This window comes from Microbispora amethystogenes (assembly GCF_016863015.1).
Taxonomy (GTDB): Bacteria; Actinomycetota; Actinomycetes; order Streptosporangiales; family Streptosporangiaceae; genus Microbispora; species Microbispora amethystogenes.
Window position 1 is genome coordinate 14,613 of the sequence record NZ_BOOB01000001.1, and the last position, 15,467, is coordinate 30,079.

At 72.1% G+C, this 15,467-nt stretch carries 12 protein-coding genes and 1 pseudogene; 7 read left to right on the forward strand and 6 right to left on the reverse strand.

What is annotated here, in order from left to right:
- Positions 1–217: 217 nt before the first annotated feature.
- A pseudogene (gene recO, locus Mam01_RS00080) lies at positions 218–940 on the forward strand (DNA repair protein RecO); the annotation flags it as partial.
- 172 nt (positions 941–1,112) lie between these two features.
- The gene (locus Mam01_RS00085; protein WP_204283161.1) at positions 1,113–1,907 is read left to right on the forward strand and encodes an isoprenyl transferase; all 795 of its coding nucleotides are present in this window, start codon (positions 1,113–1,115) and stop codon (positions 1,905–1,907) included.
- 27 nt (positions 1,908–1,934) lie between these two features.
- On the opposite strand, the gene Mam01_RS00090 is transcribed toward Mam01_RS00085, so the two are convergent.
- From Mam01_RS00090 to Mam01_RS00100, 3 genes are all read right to left on the reverse strand, one after another.
- The gene (locus Mam01_RS00090; RefSeq protein WP_239100902.1) at positions 1,935–2,489 is read right to left on the reverse strand and encodes a CGNR zinc finger domain-containing protein; all 555 of its coding nucleotides are present in this window, start codon (positions 2,487–2,489) and stop codon (positions 1,935–1,937) included.
- 75 nt (positions 2,490–2,564) lie between these two features.
- The gene (locus tag Mam01_RS00095) at positions 2,565–3,002 is read right to left on the reverse strand and encodes a Fur family transcriptional regulator (RefSeq protein WP_150939027.1); all 438 of its coding nucleotides are present in this window, start codon (positions 3,000–3,002) and stop codon (positions 2,565–2,567) included.
- 125 nt (positions 3,003–3,127) lie between these two features.
- On the reverse strand, positions 3,128–3,583 hold the full coding sequence (locus Mam01_RS00100; RefSeq protein WP_239100903.1) for a DUF6703 family protein: 456 nt from the start codon (positions 3,581–3,583) through the stop codon (positions 3,128–3,130).
- A gap of 104 nt (positions 3,584–3,687) precedes the next feature.
- Between Mam01_RS00100 and Mam01_RS00105 the strand changes: the two genes are divergently transcribed.
- Together Mam01_RS00105 and Mam01_RS00110 are read left to right on the forward strand one after the other, a co-directional pair.
- Entirely contained in the window at positions 3,688–4,035 is a 348-nt protein-coding gene (locus Mam01_RS00105; protein WP_204283162.1) for an antibiotic biosynthesis monooxygenase family protein, read from the forward strand.
- 204 nt (positions 4,036–4,239) lie between these two features.
- On the forward strand, positions 4,240–5,625 hold the full coding sequence (locus Mam01_RS00110; RefSeq protein ID WP_204283163.1) for a glycine--tRNA ligase: 1,386 nt from the start codon (positions 4,240–4,242) through the stop codon (positions 5,623–5,625).
- A gap of 81 nt (positions 5,626–5,706) precedes the next feature.
- Here the strand turns inward: Mam01_RS00110 and Mam01_RS00115 are convergent, their stop codons facing one another.
- Entirely contained in the window at positions 5,707–7,167 is a 1,461-nt protein-coding gene (locus tag Mam01_RS00115; RefSeq protein WP_239100904.1) for an alpha/beta hydrolase, read from the reverse strand.
- A gap of 391 nt (positions 7,168–7,558) precedes the next feature.
- Here Mam01_RS00115 and ppdK point away from each other — a divergent pair, with 391 nt between their 5' ends.
- Both ppdK and Mam01_RS00125 read left to right on the forward strand, forming a co-directional pair.
- A complete protein-coding gene (gene ppdK / locus Mam01_RS00120; RefSeq protein ID WP_204283167.1) occupies positions 7,559–10,198 on the forward strand; it encodes a pyruvate, phosphate dikinase in 2,640 nt (879 codons plus the stop codon).
- A gap of 150 nt (positions 10,199–10,348) precedes the next feature.
- Positions 10,349–12,244, forward strand: a complete 1,896-nt coding sequence (locus Mam01_RS00125) for a M14 family metallopeptidase (RefSeq protein ID WP_239100905.1) — start codon at positions 10,349–10,351, stop codon at positions 12,242–12,244.
- On the opposite strand, the gene Mam01_RS00130 is transcribed toward Mam01_RS00125, so the two are convergent.
- Positions 12,241–13,038 (reverse strand): hypothetical protein, encoded by a 798-nt coding sequence (locus tag Mam01_RS00130; protein ID WP_204283169.1) that lies wholly within the window; start codon positions 13,036–13,038, stop codon positions 12,241–12,243. The two genes, Mam01_RS00125 and Mam01_RS00130, sit on opposite strands and share 4 nt — an antisense overlap.
- Before the next feature lie 204 nt (positions 13,039–13,242).
- Between Mam01_RS00130 and Mam01_RS00135 the strand changes: the two genes are divergently transcribed.
- A complete protein-coding gene (locus Mam01_RS00135) occupies positions 13,243–14,541 on the forward strand; it encodes a deoxyguanosinetriphosphate triphosphohydrolase (protein WP_204283171.1) in 1,299 nt (432 codons plus the stop codon).
- A 23-nt stretch (positions 14,542–14,564) separates the two neighbouring features.
- On the opposite strand, the gene Mam01_RS00140 is transcribed toward Mam01_RS00135, so the two are convergent.
- Positions 14,565–15,401, reverse strand: a complete 837-nt coding sequence (locus Mam01_RS00140; RefSeq protein ID WP_204283173.1) for a M23 family metallopeptidase — start codon at positions 15,399–15,401, stop codon at positions 14,565–14,567.
- Positions 15,402–15,467 lie beyond the last annotated feature (66 nt).

A 15,467-nucleotide genomic window follows, 5' to 3' on the forward strand; every position in this document is an offset into this window, starting at 1 on the left:
TCCGCCGGAGGCCAAAGCTTAGTGACCTTTCCGCTCGGACGTGGCACCCCAGGTTTACCGTACGGCCGCTGTATGTACAGCTTCGCCCGGTTTTGCCATCCGGCATCGTCGCCGGATCATTACCGAATTTTCACCATTCATGCGCTGGAGTGGGAGGAAAGCCCTCGTACGGGGCCCGAGGGGGCGCCGGCCGCCGGGCGGACCCTACGATGACGGAGTGAGCCTCTACCGCGACGAGGGCGTCGTGCTGCGCACCCAGAAGCTGGGCGAGGCCGACCGCATCATCACCCTCCTCACCCGGCGCACCGGCAAGGTCCGGGGAGTGGCCAAGGGCGTACGCAGGACCAAGTCGCGGTTCGGCGCCCGGCTGGAGCCGTTCTCACACGTGGACCTGCAGCTGCACGGCGGCAGGTCGCTCGACGTGATCACCCAGGTCGAGACCCTGCACCCGTACGGCGGGGCGATCGTCGCCGACTACCCGAGATACACGGCGGGCACGGCGATGCTGGAGACGGCCGACCGGCTGACCGTCGGGGAGAAGGAGCCGGCGCTGCGCCAGTTCCTGCTGCTGGTCGGTGGCCTGCGCACGCTCGCCGAGGGCGGCCACGAGGCCCGCCTGGTGCTCGACGCCTTCTTCCTGCGCTCACTGGCGGTGGCGGGCTACGCCCCCGCGCTGGCGGAGTGCGCGCGGTGCGGCGCCGAGGCGGCCCGCGCGTTCGCGATCGTGGCGGGTGGGGTGGTCTGCGGCGCGTGCCGCCCGCCCGGCGCGGCCGTCCCGGCGGCCGAGACGATCGCCCTGATGATCGCGCTGCTGCGGGGCGACTGGGCCGCCGCGGACGCCTCCGAACCGCGGCACCGCACCGAGTGCAGCGGCCTGGTGGCGGCCTACCTGCAGTGGCATCTGGAGCACGGCATCCGCTCGCTGCGCCACGTCGAGCGGGAGTGGCCCGGCGCCCCGGAGGCCCGGGCGCCGGGGGCGTTTCCCTGGAGCGGTCGTTCCCACGACGCCGGGCCGGGGGCGGCCGGTGGCCGTCCCGGGGATGCCGAACCTGCACCGGATCCGCACGTCTTCCGCACCTGAGGACCGGTCCGGACGCAATACGCTCGGGTGCATGGTTCGTCCTCCCACTCCGCATCCGTCCGGGGCCACCCCGCCCGACATTCCGCGCGACCTGCTGCCGCGTCACGTGGCGATCGTCATGGACGGCAACGGCCGCTGGGCCAAGGCCCGCGGGCTGCCGAGGACCGAAGGGCACAAGATGGGCGAGGCGTCGCTGTTCGACGTCATCGAGGGCGCCATCGAGATCGGCATCCCCTACCTGTCCGCGTACGCCTTCTCGACCGAGAACTGGAAGCGCTCACCCGACGAGGTGCGCTTCCTCATGGGCTTCAACCGCGACGTCATCCGGCGCAGGCGCGACGAGCTCGACGCGATGGGCGTGCGGGTCCGCTGGGCCGGGCGTCCCGGCCGGCTCTGGCGAAGCGTGATCAAGGAGCTGGAGGACGCCGAGCGCAGGACGGTCGGCAACAGCACGCTGACCCTGCAGTTCTGCGTGAACTACGGCGGCCGCGCGGAGATCGTGGACGCGGCCGTGCGGCTCGCCCGCGACATCGCCGACGGCCGGGTCAAGCCCGGCAAGGTCTCGGAGAAGGTCTTCGCGCGCTACCTCGACGAGCCGGAGATCCCGGACGTCGACCTGTTCCTGCGGTCCTCGGGCGAGCAGCGCACCTCCAACTTCCTGCTCTGGCAGTCCGCGTACGCCGAGATGGTGTTCCTCAACCAACTGTGGCCCGACTTCGACCGCCGCGACCTGTGGCAGGCGTGCGAGATCTACGCCAAGCGCGACCGCAGGTACGGCGGCGCGCTCCCGAACGAGGTCGCCCCCGCCGCCCACGCGCCGCGGTAGTCGGCTCGCCCGGGGCCGTACGGGGGGTCAGGAGGCGTCGCGGCGGCGGGCGCGGGCCCGGTAGGCGGCCACGTGCATGCGGTTGCCGCAGGTGCGGCTGTCGCAGTAGACCCGGGAACGGTTCCGCGACTCGTCCACGAAGACGTGTGAGCAGTCGGGCGCGGCGCAGGTGCGCAGACGCTCCCGTTCGTTCTCCACGAGCACGTGGGCGAGCGCGACGCCGCAGTCGGCGGCCAGGTGCTCGGCGACCGACGCGTCGGGCGCGAAGTAGTGGACGTGGAGCGGATGGCCGTCGTGCTCGGTGAGGCTCGGCGTGATGCGGGTGCGGCCCAGCAGCGTGTTGAGCACCCTGACCGCCGTCGTCTGGTCGGGCGCGGTGAACACGGCGTGGAACGCCTCGCGCAGGGCGCGCACCTCGGCGAGGTCCCGCCGGGTCAGCGTCCGCACCCCGCTGACCTCCCGCCTGCCGACGAACTCCGCCAGGTCGGCGAGCTCGGCCAGCCCGTCGCGCTCGCCGGCGCCGGTGTTGACGAGGTCCACCACCGTCGCCAGCGAGTACACCATGTCATGGCTGAACGGCACGCCATCTCCTTTTGTCGCGGCGGGCTTGGCGCGGCGCAGGAAGCGTACTCCCCACGAGGCGCGCGCGGGGCGGGGTCAGCCCTTTCCGGCGGCCTTTCCCGCCGCGCCGGAGGGCGTCGCCGACGGGGTCTCACCGCGTGACGCGGCGCACGAGGAGCAGGTGCCGAAGACCTCGACGGTGTGGGTGACGTCGATGAAGCCGTGCTCGGCCCCGACGACCTCGGCCCACCGCTCCACGTCCGGCCCGGCCACCTCGACCGTGCGCCCGCACACCCGGCACACGAGGTGGTGGTGGTGCGTGTCGCTCTGGCAGGCCCGGTAGACCGACTCGCCCTCGTCGGTGCGCAGCACGTCGACGCGGCCCGCGTCCGACAGCGACTGGAGCGCCCGGTAGACGGTCGTGAGGCCGATCTTCGAGCCGTCCGCGCGCATCTCGGCGAACACGTCCTGCGCGCTGCGGAACCCGCCGCTCTGGCGGAGGATCTCGTGAACGGCGTCGCGGCTCTTGGTCATGAGGGACTCCCGGGTACGGCGGCGCGCTACGCACTTGCGCCCTACGAAGTACAGGTTAGGTCGTGTCCGGCGGGTCGAGCGGTCCCGTCCAACCGGCGGGTGCGGAGACCTCCGGACGGCCCGCGTCAGAAGAGCCCGAAGCGGGTCGCGACGAGGAGAACCAGGAACGTCCCGACCGCAATGCGGAGCAACCGGCCGAGCGGCCGCAGCGACGGCCACGACAGGTAGGCCAGCCAGGCGATGAACGCCAGCACCGGGAGCACGGCCACGCCGCCGCGCCAGTCCGGCACGACCAGCCCGGCGATGAGCAGCGCCACCAGGACCACCGGGGCCAGCCAGCGGGGCATCTGGAACAGGAAGACCAGCAGCGGGGCGCTCTTCGTCTCGACCGTCCGGCGCGCCCCGGTGGCGCCCGGCGTGAAGAAGTGCTCGCCGGTGGGCAGCGGACGCACCGGGCGCGGCGACCGCCCCTGCGCTCCTCCCGCCCGTGCTCCCCGCGCCTGCGTCTCCCCGGCGGGTTTGCTGCGCGCCAGGGGATGCGCGGGGACCTGGCGGCGCGGCGGTTCCGTTTCGCTTCCCACGCTTGAGAGCCTAATGCCGTCCCCGCCTCCTGCGCCCCGCCCCCCGTGCCCCTTCGCCCGCCCCTCGCGGCGGCCGTTCCGGAGAGGGTGGCATGCTGGGCGGCATGCTCGCCGTGATCCGCTACTCGGTGCCGGGCGCCCGCACCGAGGAGTTCGCCACCCAGGCCCGCGCCATCCTGGACCTGCTGGCCGCCCAGCCGGGCTACCTGCGCGGACGGCTCGGCAGGGCGGTGGACGAGCCCGCCCTGTGGGCGCTGGTCAGCGAGTGGGAGGGGGCGGGCCACTACCGGCGCGCCCTGTCGGCGGCACGGATGGAGATGTATCCGCTGATGACCCTCATGATCAACGAGCCGGGGGCATTCGAGGAGGTCTACACGCCTCCGGGCGCCGGCGTGAACGCGGGGACCACGGGCAGCGGCACCATGGGCAGGGGCACCACGGGCAAGGCGTGAGCGCGGGGGCGCCGGATTCCCCTAAGCTTGGGCACAGATCCGGGCAGGTGGCCAGACATCACCGCCGCCGCAGGCAGGCGATCGGCCCGGCCCGCCCGCTTCGGGCACGGCCGGCGCACCGCTGACCTCGTTCGACCTCGAACTGGCCTCGATCTGAACCGACCCGATCTCAACGCCGACACCCAGCCGGATGGAGTTCCACTGATGGCACGTCGCACCGACGTCTTGGAAACGATCGTCAGCCTCGCCAAGCGCCGCGGGCTCGTCTTCCCGTCGAGCGAGATCTACGGAGGCCTGCGGGCGTCCTGGGACTACGGACCCCTGGGTGTCGAGCTCAAGAACAACGTCAAGCGCGAGTGGTGGAAGGCCATGGTGCAGGGCCGCGACGACGTCGTCGGCCTCGACTCCTGCGTCATCCTCGCCCGCGAGGTCTGGCAGGCCAGCGGTCACGTCGAGACGTTCACCGACCCGCTCACCGAGTGCCAGTCGTGCCACAAGCGGTACCGCGCCGACCATCTGCTCGAGGCGTACGAGGCCAAGCACGGTGGCGAGCCCGCGGGCGGCCTGGCCGACGTCACCTGCCCCAACTGCGGCAACAAGGGTGCCTTCACCCAGCCCCGGCAGTTCAGCGGACTGCTGAAGACGTTCCTCGGCCCGGTCGAGGACGAGTCGGGCCTGGCGTACCTGCGTCCGGAGACCGCCCAGGGCATCTTCATCAACTACCTGAACGTGCAGCAGTCGGCCCGCAGGAAGATCCCGTTCGGCATCGGCCAGGTCGGCAAGTCGTTCCGCAACGAGATCACCCCCGGCAACTTCATCTTCCGCACCCGCGAGTTCGAGCAGATGGAGATGGAGTTCTTCGTCAAGCCCGGCACCGACGAGGAGTGGCACCAGTACTGGATCGACGAGCGCCTGCGCTGGTACGTCGACCTCGGCATCAACAAGGACAACCTGCGGCTCTACGAGCACCCGAAGGAGAAGCTGTCCCACTACTCCAAGCGGACGGTGGACATCGAGTATCGCTTCAACTTCGCCGGCGGTGAGTGGGGTGAGCTGGAGGGCATCGCCAACCGCACCGACTTCGACCTCACCGCGCACGGGAAGGCGTCGGGCACCGACCTGTCGTTCTTCGAGCAGGAGTCGGGCGAGCGCTATGTGCCGTACGTCATCGAGCCGGCTGCCGGTGTGGACCGCGCGACGCTGACCTTCCTCCTCGACGCCTACACGGTCGACGAGGCGCCCAACGCCAAGGGCGTGATGGAGGAGCGGACCGTGATGCGCCTCGACCACCGCCTGGCCCCGGTCAAGGTCGCCGTGCTGCCGCTCTCGCGCAACGCCGACCTGTCGCCGAAGGCCCGCGACCTGGCCGCGCAGCTGCGCCGCCGGTGGAACGTGGACTTCGACGACGCGGGCGCGATCGGCCGCCGCTACCGCCGTCAGGACGAGATCGGCACGCCGTTCGCGATCACGGTCGACTTCGACACCCTGGAGGACCAGGCCGTGACGATCCGCGAGCGCGACACGATGGCCCAGCAGCGGGTCGCGCTCGACCAGGTCGAGCCCTACCTGCGTCAGCACCTGAACGACTGATCGGCGCGCCGGAGGCCCCGCCCGGGACATCTCCCGGGCGGGGCCTTCCTGTGTGAACGGCCGAGAGGGTTACGCGGGGGATCAGGCGCAGCGCGTGTCCTTCGGGGGCACCCGCCCCTCCAGCAGGTAGGCGTTGACGCGGTCGTCGATGCAGTGGCTCTGGCCGTACGCGCCGTGGCCCTCGCCGGACAGGGTCAGCAGCACCCCGGTGCGGAGCTGTCCGGCGAGCCGCGGCGCCCACTGGTACGGCGTGGCGGGGTCGTTGGTCACGCCGACCACCAGGATGGGCGCCGAGCCGCTCGCGTCGACCCGTCTGGCGCCGTCGTCTCCCGGCACCGGCCACACGCTGCAGGACCCGGCGCTGGCCGCGGTCGGCGCGAAGACCGGCGTCCGCGCCCTGAGCCTCCGGGCCAGCTTCTCGGCCTCCTCCACCGACGGCCGGTCGGTGGTGTCGGCGCACAGGATCGCGGGCAGCGAGAACTGCAGGGTCGAGTAGCCGCCGTCGGGCCGCCGCCCGGCGTACTGGTCGGCCAGCGTGAGCAGGCCGCTGTAGTCGCCCTTCCTGCCCTCGTTCAGCGCCTCGGTGAGCAGCGGCCAGGTGAGCTTGCTGTAGAGGGCCTGCGTGATGCCGGCCCTGGCGACGTTCTCGGTGACCTCGCGGCCGCCCTGCTTCTGCGGCCTGCGGTTCAGGGAGTCGAGCAGCTTCAGCACGCCGGCCTTCACGGCGGCGGGGTCGGCGCCGAGCGGGCAGCTCGTCCGCGTCTTGGCGCAGTCGGCCACGTAGTCGTCGTAGGCCTTCTGGAAACCCAGCGACTGGGTCTTGGCCATGTCGAGCAGGGTCACCGAGGGGTCGACGGCCGAGTCGAGCACCATCCGGCCCACCTTCCCGGGGAACTGGGTGGCGTAGACCGCGCCGAGGTGGGTGCCGTAGGAGAACCCGAGGTAGTTGAGACGGGAGTCGCCGAGCGCCGCCCGCAACGCCTCCATGTCGCGCGCCGCGTTGACCGTGCCGACGTACGGCAGGATCCAGCCCGCTTCGCGCTTGCACCCCTGGGTGAACTCGGCGACGAGGCTCTTCTCCATCCGGGTGTCGTCGCTGGGCTCGTGGGCGAGGTAGTAGTCCATCTGCGGGCCGCTGAGGCACCGGATGCCGCTGCTGCGCTCGACCCCGCGCGGGTCGAAGCTGACGAGGTCGTAACGGCCGCCCAGGGCGGAGAACGCGTGCGCCGCCTGCATGAGCGTCGTGACGCCCGAGCCGCCGGGGCCGCCGAAGTTGAAGACGAGTGAGCCGATCCGCCGGCCGGGCTCGGTGGCGCGCAGCCGGACCAGGGCGAGGCCGATCTTCCTGCCGTCCGGCGCGGCGTAGTCGAGCGGCACCCGCAGCGTCGCGCACTCGAAGCCGGACGACGACGCGGTCTCCGCGCACGGCTTCCAGCCCAGGCCCGGCGTGCCCGAGACGGTCTGATCCGGGGTGACCCGCGCGCCCTCGCAACCGCTGGCCGCCGCCAGCGCGGCCAGCCCGGTGACCAGCCCCGCCGTCACCAGCCTCCGCGCCGGCACCATTCGCGACCCCGCTCGCGACACCGCTCGCGACACAGGAAACCCTCCCCTTCGGCTGTGGTCGGAGGGTGGCTCGTTTATATCGCACGTGGACGGCTCCGTACGGCCGACTCACCGGTACGCGGCCTTACCGGCCGGATGGTCTAAACCATTTCCGCGGTTTCGAACGCTCGTCACAGTCGCCAGGGTGGCGAATTGGTATGAACCACTTCTGAGGTCTCGTAAAAATCAATTGGAATAGACCTCTGCGGCATCGTCTAACTGGGTAAACAGCGGATGAGGCAGAGGGTGACGCTTGAAGGTGATTTTCCCCGGTACAGTCCGGTCGCAGGCCGCGGTGCGGTTTTTGTGGAAGTCCAGAAGGGAGCGTCGGATGCCGAAGTATGTTTACGGCTTCACCGAGGGCAACAAGGACCTCAAGGATCTGCTCGGTGGCAAGGGCGCCAATCTGGCGGAAATGACCAACATCGGCCTGCCCGTGCCTCCCGGCTTCACGATCACCACCGAGGCGTGCCGCCACTACCTGCGGCACGGCGACATGCCCGGCGGGCTGGAGGAGGAGGCCGGCGAGCACCTCGCCGCCCTGGAGGCGCGCATGGGCAAGCGTCTCGGCCAGGCGGACGACCCGCTGCTCGTCAGCGTCAGGTCGGGAGCGAAGTTCTCGATGCCCGGCATGATGGAGACGGTCCTCAACATCGGCCTGAACGACGACTCGGTCCTCGGGCTGGCCAAGCAGTCGGGCAACGACCGCTTCGCCTGGGACTCCTACCGCCGGCTGATCCAGATGTTCGGCAGGACCGTGCTGGGCGTCGACGGCGAGTTGTTCGAGGACGCGCTGGACGACCTCAAGGGCGACCGGGACGACACCGACCTGGGGACCGCCGAACTGCAACGGCTGGTCGAGACCTTCAAGGGCATCGTCCGCGCCCAGGCCGGCCGGGACTTCCCCGCCGACCCCCGCGAGCAGATGGACCTCGCCGTACGCGCGGTGTTCGAATCGTGGAACGCGCCCCGCGCGATCCTCTACCGCCGTCAGGAGCGCATTCCCGCCGGCCTCGGCACGGCCGTCAACGTCGTCGCCATGGTGTTCGGCAACATGGGTCCCGACTCGGGCACCGGGGTCGCCTTCACCCGCGACCCGGGTTCGGGGCGCCGGGGGGTCTACGGCGACTACCTGCGCGACGCCCAGGGCGAGGACGTCGTCGCCGGCATCCGCAACACCGTTCCCCTGCAGGAGCTGGAGACGATCAACCCGGAGGCGTACCAGGAGCTTCTCGGCATCATGGCGACGCTGGAGCGGCACTACCGCGACCTGTGCGACATCGAGTTCACGATCGAGCGCGGCAGGCTGTGGATGCTGCAGACCCGGGTCGGCAAGCGCACGGCCGAGGCGGCGTTCCGCATCGCCACCCAGCTCGTCGACGAGGGCCTGATCGACATGGACGAGGCGGTCACCCGGGTCACCGGAGACCAGCTCGCCCATCTGATGTTCCCCCGGTTCTCCGCCACGGGAAGCAGCCACCGGCTGACCACCGGCATGAACGCCTCGCCCGGCGCCGCCGCGGGCCGGGCCGTCTTCAGCTCCGAGCGGGCCGTCGAGCTGGCCGGGCGGGGCGAGGCGGTCATCCTCGTGCGGCGCGAGACCAACCCCGACGACCTGGCCGGGATGATCGCGGCGCACGGCGTGCTCACCTCCCGGGGCGGCAAGACCTCGCACGCCGCCGTGGTCGCCCGCGGCATGGGCACGACCTGCGTGTGCGGGGCCGAGGAGCTGGAGGTCGATCCGCACGCCCGCCGTTTCACCGCGCCCGGGGGAGTCGTCGTGAACGAGGGCGACCTGATCTCGATCGACGGGAGCACCGGCGCCGTCTACCTGGGCGAGGTGCCGGTGACCGCCTCGCCGGTGGCGCGCTACTTCGAGGGCGGGCCGGTCGAGGACGAACTGGTCCGGGCCGTCGACCGCGTCATGACCCACGCCGACGCCGTACGCCGCCTGGAGGTGCGGGCCAACGCCGACACCCCCGAGGACGCCGCCCGCGCCCGCCGCTTCGGCGCGCTCGGCGTCGGGCTCTGCCGTACGGAGCACATGTTCCTGGGGGAGCGGCGGCGGCTCGTGGAGGACCTGATCCTCGCGCCGGGCGGCGGCAAGGAGCGGCAGGTCGCGCTGGACGCGCTCGAACCGCTCCAGACGGCCGACTTCGCCGGCATCTTCGAGGCCATGCGCGGCCTTCCGGTGACGATCCGGCTGATCGACCCGCCGCTGCACGAGTTCCTGCCCGACCTCACCGACCTCGCCGTACGGGTCGCCGTGGCGGGCGAGCGGGCCGGTGAGCGCGACCGCAGGCTGCTGGAGGCGGTCCGGCGCCTGCACGAGCAGAACCCGATGCTGGGCCTGCGCGGCGTCCGGCTCGGCCTGGCGATCCCCGGCCTGTTCGCCATGCAGGTGCGGGCCATCGCGGCCGCGGCCCGGCAGGTCGAGGGCGCGCGGGCCGAGATCATGATCCCGCTGGTCGGCGCCGTGCAGGAGCTGGAGATCGTACGGGAGGAGGCGGCACGAATCCTCGCCGAGGCGGGTGTGGAGGCGGCGATCGGCACGATGATCGAGGTGCCCCGGGCGGCGCTGACGGCCGGGCAGATCGCCGGGGCCGCCGAGTTCTTCTCGTTCGGCACCAACGACCTCACCCAGATGACCTGGGGGTTCTCCCGCGACGACGTGGAGAGCGCCTTCTTCGGCAGATACCTCGACCTCGGCGTCTTCGGCGTCTCGCCGTTCGAGTCGATCGACCGGGACGGCGTCGGCCGGCTGATGCGGATCGCGGCCGAGGAGGGCAGGCGGGCCCGGCCCGGCCTGAAGCTCGGCATCTGCGGCGAGCACGGCGGGGACCCCGACTCGGTGCACTTCTGTCACGAGATCGGGCTCGACTACGTCTCCTGCTCGCCGTTCCGTGTCCCGGTGGCCCGGCTGGAGGCGGGCCGCGCCGCGCTGGCCCGCCCGGGCTCCGACAGCCGGTGACTTGAAATTCCACAGAACATCCAGACTGGTTGTGGAACATCCAGTTCATGATGCGGGTGGTTCACCGGGCCGCGTGACACGGCCCGGTGAACGTTGATCCCGGCTGCCTGACTGATCACTCTACGTACCTACCGCAAGGGAGGGCGTGGAGTGAGAAGACGTCTGTACCCGCCGGCGCTGGGGATCGCGGCCGTGCTGCTCGGCGTGGTCCCCGCCGTGCTCGGCGCCGCCGCTCCGCCGGACGCCTCGGCGGCCGGTCCGGCCGGATCGGCGAGGGTCGCCCCGGCGGTGCGGGCCGTCGATCCGGCGCCGTCGAGGCAGTATCAGGTGGACGGCCCCGCCGACGTCGCCCAGCGCAGCGCGGTCGCCCGCACGGGAGCCGCGATCGACGAGGTCCACGGCCGGAGCCTGGTCGTCACCGCGACGCCCCGGGAGGTCGCGGCCATCCGGGCGCTCGGGTTCCGGGTCACCGAGCTTTCCCCGCCCGCCGACGAGAGCGGGCCGCAGACCTTCGACTTCCCCACGGGCGACTCCGGCTACCACAACTACGCCGAGCTCAGCACTCTGGTGGACCAGGTCGTCGCCGCCCATCCCACGATCGCCGGCAGGTTCAGCTACGGCCGGTCGTACGAGGGCCGCGACCTGATCGGCGTCAAGATCAGCGACAACGTGGCCACCGACGAGAACGAGCCGGAGGTGCTGTTCACCGCCCACCAGCACGCGCGCGAGCACCTCACCGTCGAGATGGCCATCTATCTGCTGCGCATGTTCACCGACGGGTACGGCACCGACGCCCAGATCACCGACCTGGTGAACACGCGGGAGATCTGGATCCTGCCCGACCTCAACCCCGACGGCGGGGAGTACGACATCGCCACCGGCTCCTACCGGTCGTGGCGCAAGAACCGCCAGCCCAACTCCGGCACCTCCAGCGTCGGCACCGACCTCAACCGCAACTGGGCCTACCGGTGGGGCTGCTGCGGCGGCTCCTCCGGCACCGCGTCCAGCGAGACCTACCGCGGCGCGGCGGCCGAGTCGGCGCCGGAGGTCAAGGCCGCCGCCGACTTCGTGCGCGGCCGGGTCGTCGGCGGCGTCCAGCAGATCAGGGCGGCCATCGACTGGCACACCTACAGCGAGCTCGTCCTGTGGCCGTACGGGTACACGACGGCCGACACCGGCCCCGGCATGACGCAGGACGACCGGGACACGCACGCCGCGCTCGGCCGCGGCATGGCGGCCACCAACGGCTACACCCCCGAGCAGGCCAGCGACCTCTACATCACCGACGGCTCCATCGACGACTGGATGTGGGGCACCTACAAGATCTTCACGTACACCTTCGAGATGTATCCGACCGGGAGCAACCCCGGCTTCTATCCGCCCGACGAGGTCATCGACCGGGAGACCTCGCGCAACCGGGCCGCGGCGCTGCTGCTGACGCAGAACGCCGACTGCGTCTACCGGGTCATCGGCAAGGAGTCCGCGTACTGCGGCACCGGCACCCCGTCCACGACCGTCTACTCCGACGACTTCGAGACCGCGACCGGCTGGACGGTGAACGCGGCGGGCACCGACACCGCGACCTCCGGCGCCTGGGAGCGGGGCCGTCCCGCCGCGACGTCGTCGAGCGGGGCCAAGCAGCTCGGCACGCCGGTCAGCGGGAGCTACGACCTGGTCACCGGCGCGGCGGCGGGCGCGAGCGCCGGCGACTACGACGTCGACGGTGGAGTGACGACGATCAGGTCGCCCGCGATCACGCTGCCGTCGTCGGGGACGCTCACGCTGTCGCTCTCCTGGTATCTCGCCCACGGGTCGAACGCCTCGTCGGCCGACTACTTCCGGGTGCGGGTGATCGGCGGCACGACGAGCACGGTCGTCGAGCAGCTCGGCGCGGCCGCGAACCGGAACGGCTCGTGGAGCGTCGCCACCGCGTCGCTCACCGCCTTCGCCGGCCAGACCGTACGGATCCAGATCGAGGCGGCCGACCTGTCGTCGGCCAGCCTGGTGGAGGCCGCTGTCGACGACGTGAAGATCACGAAGAGTTAGTACCACTCCCAGCGGAGGCCGCGGACGCCCGGCCGGGCGGCGGTGTCCACGACGTGGGCGGTCCCGAACGCGTCGACGCGCAGCTCACCGGCGTCCCCGGGCGGCGCCGACGCGTCCGGGGACCAGGTGTGGAAGCACCGCACCGGCAGCCGCCCGCCCGCGAACCGCACCTGCGTCAGGAACTGCTCGACCGGGTCCCGCAGGTGCAGCTCGTAGCGGTCGGCCGTCGCGGGGAACGCGGTGACGTACTCGACGACGCGGGTCTCGCCGGTGGTCAGGGGATGCGGGAAGATCAGCTCCGTCAGCGTGCCGGGCCCGGCGTCGGCGCTGCGGCCGGGGCGGCAGGACTCGGCCCGCAGCAGCCGGGCGCCGGGGGGATGGGCGACCAGGTACCGGTCCACGCCCGGCGCCGCCGCCCGCAGCACGACCCGGGCGCTGGCCCGGTGCCGGCGCCGGTCGGCGCCGACGACGACCTGTTCGTGGTGGCTGAGCACGGCGACCGTCTCCGGCCGGCGGCCCCGGGGACGGGGCGGCCCGAGCAGGCCGATCAGCGCGTACTCGGGCAGGGACAGGATGATCTCCAGCTCCCGCACCGCCGCCAGGGAGGCGGCGCGCTCCGGCCTGGACCGCCCGCGCTGCCAGTAGCTGAGGCTGGACAGGCTGATGGCGACGCCGCGCTCGCGCAGCCGTGAGTGCAGGCGGTCGAGACTCAACCCCCGGGCGCGGATCGCCGTGCGCAGGGCCCGCTCGAAAGGTCCCGATCGGAGGACCTCCGCGAGCTCGTTGTCCACCACCTGGGCTCCTCCTCGGCAGCGAAGCCGAGTATCACCCGGCGCCGCGAACCAGGGCAAGGGCGGCAATCTTCCTTCGTACTACCGGATCTGTCGTGAAACCCGACCTTCGGGGGTACGCTCCATCTCCCGCCGAGTGGGGGCCGGACGCGGCCGGGACACGACCGGACGCGGCGGTCGGGCGAGGGCGACAGGGAAGGAGGACGCATGGCCCGCTACGACGAGCACGACCAGGCACGATGGGTGCCTGAGCCGCCGGGGAACCCCGAGCGGAGCCCGTTCGAGCGCGACCGGGCACGCGTGCTCCACAGCGCCTCGCTGCGCAGGCTCGCCGCCAAGACGCAGGTGGTGGGCCCCGCCGACTACAGCGGCCTGCACAGTCCCCGTACGCGCCTGACCCATTCGCTGGAGTGCGCGCAGATCGGCCGGGAGATGGGCAGGGTCCTCGGCTGCGACCCCGACCTGGTGGAGACCGCCTGCCTCGCCCACGACCTCGGGCATCCTCCCTTCGGTCACAACGGGGAGGCCGCGCTCGACGAGCTGGCCGCGCCGTGCGGGGGGTTCCAGGGCAACGCCCAGAACCTGCGCCTGCTGACGCGGCTGGAGGCCAAGGTCATCACCGAGGACGGCCGCAGCGCCGGGCTCAACCTCACCCGGGCCGCGCTCGACTCGGTCTGCAAGTATCCCTGGGCGGGGTCGGCCTGCCGCGTTCCCGGCGTCCCGCTCGCCGGCGAGGGCGGGCCGTACTGCGTCTACCCCGACGACCTCGCGGTCTTCCGGTGGGTGCGCGAGGGGGCGCCCGACTACGCGGTCCGCTTCGAGGCGCAGGTCATGGACTGGGCCGACGACGTGGCCTACTCGGTGCACGACCTGGAGGACGCGCTGGCCTGCGGCCACGTCACGACGGCGGAGCTGCGCGACCCGGAGGAGCGGCTGGAGGTGTGCCGCCTGACCCGGGAGTGGTACGCCCCCGACGCGGGCGTGGACGAGCTGGCCGAGACCTTCGCGCGGCTGCTCGCCGAGCCGCTGTGGCCGGCCGACTTCGACGCCGGACTCGCCGACCTCGCCGCGCTCAAACGGCTCACCAGCACGCTCATCGGCCGCCTGTGCCGCTCGGCCCAGGACGCCACCCGCGAGGCGTACGGCTGCCGCCCCGAACCCGGCGGGAGAGGGGCGTGCCGGCGCTACGACGCGAACCTGAAGGTGCCGCGGACCACCCGGCTGGAGTGCGCGCTGCTCAAGGGCGTGACGGCCCGCTACGTGATGTCGCGGGAGGCGCACCACGCCGTGCAGGCCCGGCAGCGCGAGCTGATCGCCGAGCTGGGCGACCTCGTCATGCGGGGCGCCCCCGCGACGCTGGAGCCGGCCCTGCGCCCGCAGTTCGAGCAGGCGGCCGACGACGCGGGGCGGCTGCGCGCGGTGGTCGACCAGATCGCCTCGCTCACCGACGCGTCGGCGATGGGCTGGCACCGCCGCCTGTCGGCCTCCCGCCCCCTCGTCGGCTAATCCCCGTCGGGGGGACGAGTGCCTCAGAGGGGGACGACCACCCTGGTGTCCTCGTCGCTGTCCTTCTTCTTGGGCGGCCGGGACTCCTCCGGGGGCGGCGAGGACTGCTGCTGCTTCGCGGCGCACAGCTGGGTGCAGGGCGGCGTCGCGCCCAGCCTCTTGCGCAGCGTCAGCATGGCCTTGCGCGGGGAGACCGTGCGGTTGCCGTCGTCCCAGGCGTCGAGGAAGGGCCACGGCGGCACGATGCCCCGGCGGATCCACCAGTTCTGCGGCGCGGTCGGCCAGGAGATGGCGAAGTAGAGGTTGCTCGCGGTGTCGCGGGCGTTGCCGGAGTTGCCCACCCGGCCGAGGAGCTGCCCGGCCTTGACCTTGGCGCCCGGCGCGAGGTCCTCCACGACCGAGTCGAGGTGACCGCCGAGGTAGAGCACGCCGTCCTCGCCCTTGACGGTGACGTAGCGGCCCTCCCGGTCGGTGCCGCGGTCGGTCGAGGGGGTCCACTGGTTCTTGACGTTGACCGCCTCGATCACCCCGTCGACCGGCGAGACGAACGCGCACCCCTTCTCCGCCCAGACGATGGTCTTGGGGAGCACGAGCAGCTTGCGGGAGTACGACACCTTGCATCCCTTGACCGGGAAGGCGTAGGTGTAGGGGGACACCTTCGGGGGCGGCATCCACACGGGCTCGTCGCCCGGCGGGGGGACGGCCTGTCCGGGGTCGGCGGGAGCGGTCGCGGCCGTGATCCCGTTCACCGGCGGCGTCGCCGGCGGCAGCGTGCTCACCCCGGCGACACCCCCGGGCGCGCCGCAGGACGCCGCGAGGAACGCGGTGCCGGTGAGGGCGGCCAGTCTCCCCGATCGCATGATCTCCACCTGGTCGACGTTACCGAACCTTTCCTTTCTAACGGACCAAGCCGGATATCACGACCG

Excerpts from the sequence above, each read along its gene's own strand:
- Mam01_RS00135 (WP_204283171.1), top strand. The coding sequence starts at position 13,243 with ATGGCCCGCTACGACGAGCACGACCAGGCACGATGGGTGCCTGAGCCG.
- Mam01_RS00095 (WP_150939027.1), bottom strand. The coding sequence starts at position 3,002 with ATGACCAAGAGCCGCGACGCCGTTCACGAGATCCTCCGCCAGAGCGGC.
- Mam01_RS00085 (WP_204283161.1), top strand. The coding sequence starts at position 1,113 with ATGGTTCGTCCTCCCACTCCGCATCCGTCCGGGGCCACCCCGCCCGAC.
- Mam01_RS00110 (WP_204283163.1), top strand. The coding sequence starts at position 4,240 with ATGGCACGTCGCACCGACGTCTTGGAAACGATCGTCAGCCTCGCCAAG.
- Mam01_RS00105 (WP_204283162.1), top strand. The coding sequence starts at position 3,688 with ATGCTCGCCGTGATCCGCTACTCGGTGCCGGGCGCCCGCACCGAGGAG.
- Mam01_RS00140 (WP_204283173.1), bottom strand. The coding sequence starts at position 15,401 with ATGCGATCGGGGAGACTGGCCGCCCTCACCGGCACCGCGTTCCTCGCG.
- ppdK (WP_204283167.1), top strand. The coding sequence starts at position 7,559 with ATGCCGAAGTATGTTTACGGCTTCACCGAGGGCAACAAGGACCTCAAG.